The sequence below is a fragment of the Limosilactobacillus sp. genome, assembly GCF_051873075.1.
Taxonomy (GTDB): Bacteria; Bacillota; Bacilli; order Lactobacillales; family Lactobacillaceae; genus Limosilactobacillus.
On record NZ_JBJEEM010000013.1, the window covers coordinates 1 to 3,784 of the forward strand.

The window sequence follows — 3,784 nt, forward strand, 5'->3', positions numbered from 1 at the left end:
ATACCTTAGCAGCTTAAATATTCAATTTTGTCTAACTTTTTTATTGCACTTCAGTTTTCGAATGCTTAGGTGCTGTTTATGTTTTCGCAGGGCTTACGGATACGGAGCTTCCCAAAATTGATTTTCAGCCAGCTCTTTTCTCACGCTTAGTTTGCATAATATCTTTAGTGAGGAACTCCTTGCAATGCTCAACGATCCGCTCAGCCGCATGACCATCCCCATACGGGTTCCGTGCCGTTGCCATCCGTTGATACTCCTGATCATCGTTCAGCAGGGTAAGCATGGCTTGCCGAACGTCAGCCGACTGAGTACCAACCAGTTTCAGTGTCCCGGCATCAACGCCTTCGGGACGCTCGGTGGTATTGCGGAGGACGAGCACTGGCTTGTTCAATGCCGGTGCCTCCTCCTGAACGCCACCGGAATCGGTCATGATAAAGTAACTCCGTGCTGCTAAGTTGTGGAAGTCAACCACGTCCAACGGGTCAATAAGGTGGACATTGGGAGCCCCCGCAAAGGCCTGGCGAGCAACTTCTTGAACCTTGGGGCTTAGGTGAACAGGATAAATGATGTCCAGATGAGGATCGGCCTGGGCAACCTCACGAATGGCCCGGAAGACGTTAGCCATCGGAACACCCTGATTTTCCCGTCGGTGCATCGTCAGCAGGATGATGCGGTGATCAGCTGGAATCTGATCGAGAACCTGGTGATGATATTCGTGATTGATCGTGTACTTGAGGACATCAATTGCTGTGTTGCCGGTCACATAGATGCGGTCAGCAGAGTGATGCTCCTTCAATAGGTTTTCCCGGCTTAGCTCAGTCGGGGCAAAATAAATGCTCGATAGGTCATCAGTCAGCTGGCGGTTGGCTTCCTCAGGAAACGGCGAGGCCAAGTTCCACGTCCGCAGGCCCGCCTCGACGTGACCGATCGGAACATGATGGTAGAACGCACTGAGGCTAGCGGCCATCGTGGTGGTGGTGTCCCCATGAACAAGGACCAGGTCTGGTTGCTCTCGTTGCAGAATCGGGGCTAATCCCAGCAGAACCTTGCTGGTGATCTGTTCCAGGCTCTGATTCTTCTCCATGATGCTCAGGTCATAGTCGGGTTTAATTTGGAAGATGTCTAAGACCTGCTTGAGCATTTCGCGGTGCTGCCCGGTGACGACGGTGATTGGTGTTGTCTGCTCGTCAGCAATCAGCTGTTTGACGACCGGTGCCATCTTAATAGCCTCCGGGCGCGTCCCGAAGACCGTCATTATTTTCTTTTTCATTGTTAATTCATTCCTTCCATTGCCGCAATGGTTGTTAATGTTGCGTCATAGTAATTATCCTTAGGCAGGGGCTTACTGAAAACAAACTTTTGACTAGAAAAGAGGTTGTCATACCCGTGGTTACGGTTAAAACTCACTGCTTCAAAGATCGGTGCACTAAAACTGGCCGATTGGTAGTGATTCAATTGTTGCCCAGTTAGGGTGTAACCCGCCGTTACGTGCGTCCGGTGACTGAAAAACCTCATCATCCGGGAGAGCGTTTTTTGGGCCCGCGGATCCTTGCTGGCCGCCAGCATCATCGGTACCCGGCAGGCATTGGCAGAATAGTTGCCATCGTTTTCACTAGCGACGGTCCATGGTTTAACTGGTTTAGCACTGTCAGCAGTTATCCAGGCAAAGTCGGGGACTAGCCCGGTCTGGTGTTGGACACTGAGATCGGCCAGGCGGTCGAGCATGCCGTTTTTAACGGTTCGCCACCGGGGATCGTGACTAGAATGGTAAAAGGCATCGAAGAAGGTCGGAGCGACGTCCGATGTTCGCATCAACCGGTAGTATTTTGACTTGCTTGTTGCCCAATCGCCAACCGTCAGCGCCTTCGTTTGGGGATTGTATTCATAGGCCAGAATATCATTAGTTAGGTGATGTTCGAGGTTACGGTAGTAGGCCGCCCGCTTTGGCCAGATTTGGGTAGCCTGGTGGAGGGCCATGGCAATAAAGAGATCACCATCGGTTGCACTGTTGATATCACTGACCCAGTGCCCCTTCTTTTGGTACTGGCGCCATTTCATCAGGTAGGTCTGCGTTTGATGGTTTTCACCGACCCTGTCCCGGTGGGCGAGGTAATAATTCAACAGCTGATCAAAGTCCCGGGAGCTTGCCCAGCCATGCTGCCCGGCCGCGGCGGTGATGTAGAGGCCGTACCCCTGCCCCTCCGAAAGGGCGACGGGCTTGGACCGCTGGTTACTGGTGTTGACAAAGGATCGGTTCGCGGATTGCTTAATAACATACGTTTTGCGCCACTGCTGATAACTCGTTGCTTGAATATGGTGCGGGTTCTGAACGCGAATGACGATGAAGATGGCAGTATAGATGATCGTGATTACCGCCACTAAGAACCACGTAAATTTAGATAATCTCATAATTTTTCCTCCCCCTAGTCATCAAAGCGCTTCGTCTTGACCCACACATTGCCATTACGGCCCAGTATCGCATCCAGGCTGACGGAACAAACGGCATGAATGGAAACGAGGATAAAAAGTTGTGAATAGGTGAAGTAAGAAGCCAGTGCCAGCCAGATTTGACTCGTCGTCGCCTGACCAAACTGGGTTGCCATTGCGGTTGATATTTGAAGGATATACAGGATAATCATCAAGAGCCAGTTTAACAGCAGAACCTGCATAATCAGAATGTTACTCTCACCAAAGGTAAATGGAATAGCTAGTGCTGGATCAAAGAACCGTGCAATAAGGTAACCGGCGTTAGCAAGAAAGATGATGTCAGACAGGACAATTGCAGCGTTGAACCAGAAGAAGATACAGGAATAGTAGAAAATTTCCAGCTTCACCCGCCAGTTGCTGTGGTCAAAAAGGTGCCGAAGGTTATGAATAATCACTTGGTAGTTTCCCTTGGCCCAACGGAGACGCTGGAAGTAATAGTCATGCACCCGCTCTGGTTCCTGTTGAAAGGCCTCTGAATTGTAGGCCAGGGCAATCAGCTTGCCACGTTGCATGATCTTAAACGAGATGTCAGTATCCTCGGTCAAGGCACCATCACTCCACCCGCCAATCTCCTGAACAAACTGGCGTTGGATGATGAAGTTAGTCCCGGGAATAAAACCGATCTTGAAGAGGTGCCAGATCGCGCAATGACGGATTCGCTGGGTCACAACAATCTCTTGATTGATGCACCGGGTGAGGAAGTTCTGCTGGGCATTCCGGGTCTTATTGCGACCAAAAACAGCGACGTAGCGTTCCGGATTTTCCAGGGCCTTCCGCACTAGAAAGTAGAGGGCATTGGTTTCCGGCATTGCATCGGCATCGTAAACGCCAATGTAGTCACCGTGGGCCATCTTGAGGGCGTCATTGAGGACACCGGCCTTACCACCAGAACCGGTCCGCTCAATTATTCGGACGTTGCGGTTGCGGTAGCGCGGGTCAGCAAGTGTGCGCCGCATTTCGGCTGCGGTCCCGTCAGTACAGTTATCGGCAAAAAGCAGCAGCTCCATTCGATCAGCAGGATAATTCATGTCTAGAATCGCCCGGGTCGTCTGGGCAATCACCACTTCCTCGTTATGGGCAGGGACGGCAATCGTGATCATCGGATAACGGGAGAGCGGGGTAATCTTGACCACCTTAGCACTGTGCTTGAGCCAAAAAGCAGTTGCTCCACCGAGAGTGAAGATAGACATGAAGAGGGAGATCCAGATTGAAACCAAGGTGATAATCATTAACGTTTCCTGTACCACTATTTTTCATCCCCTTTCCCCTTTGAATAGATTTGCTCATCATAATGGAG

At 50.9% G+C, this 3,784-nt stretch carries 3 protein-coding genes; all 3 read right to left on the reverse strand.

The genetic code is table 11. The annotated features are described in order from the left end of the window. Positions 1-124 precede the first annotated feature (124 nt). Genes wecB through ACI31J_RS02155 form a run of 3 tightly spaced genes read right to left on the reverse strand, consistent with a single transcriptional unit; the run spans position 125 to position 3,716 of the window. Positions 125-1,270 (reverse strand): non-hydrolyzing UDP-N-acetylglucosamine 2-epimerase, encoded by a 1,146-nt coding sequence (gene wecB, locus ACI31J_RS02145; RefSeq protein ID WP_439772807.1) that lies wholly within the window; start codon positions 1,268-1,270, stop codon positions 125-127. Positions 1,271-1,272: 2 nt separating this feature from the next. Beyond that, entirely contained in the window at positions 1,273-2,409 is a 1,137-nt protein-coding gene (locus tag ACI31J_RS02150) for a glycosyl hydrolase family 8 (protein WP_439772808.1), read from the reverse strand. A gap of 14 nt (positions 2,410-2,423) precedes the next feature. Continuing rightward, positions 2,424-3,716 (reverse strand): glycosyltransferase family 2 protein, encoded by a 1,293-nt coding sequence (locus tag ACI31J_RS02155; protein WP_439772809.1) that lies wholly within the window; start codon positions 3,714-3,716, stop codon positions 2,424-2,426. Between the last annotated feature and the right edge of the window lie 68 nt (positions 3,717-3,784).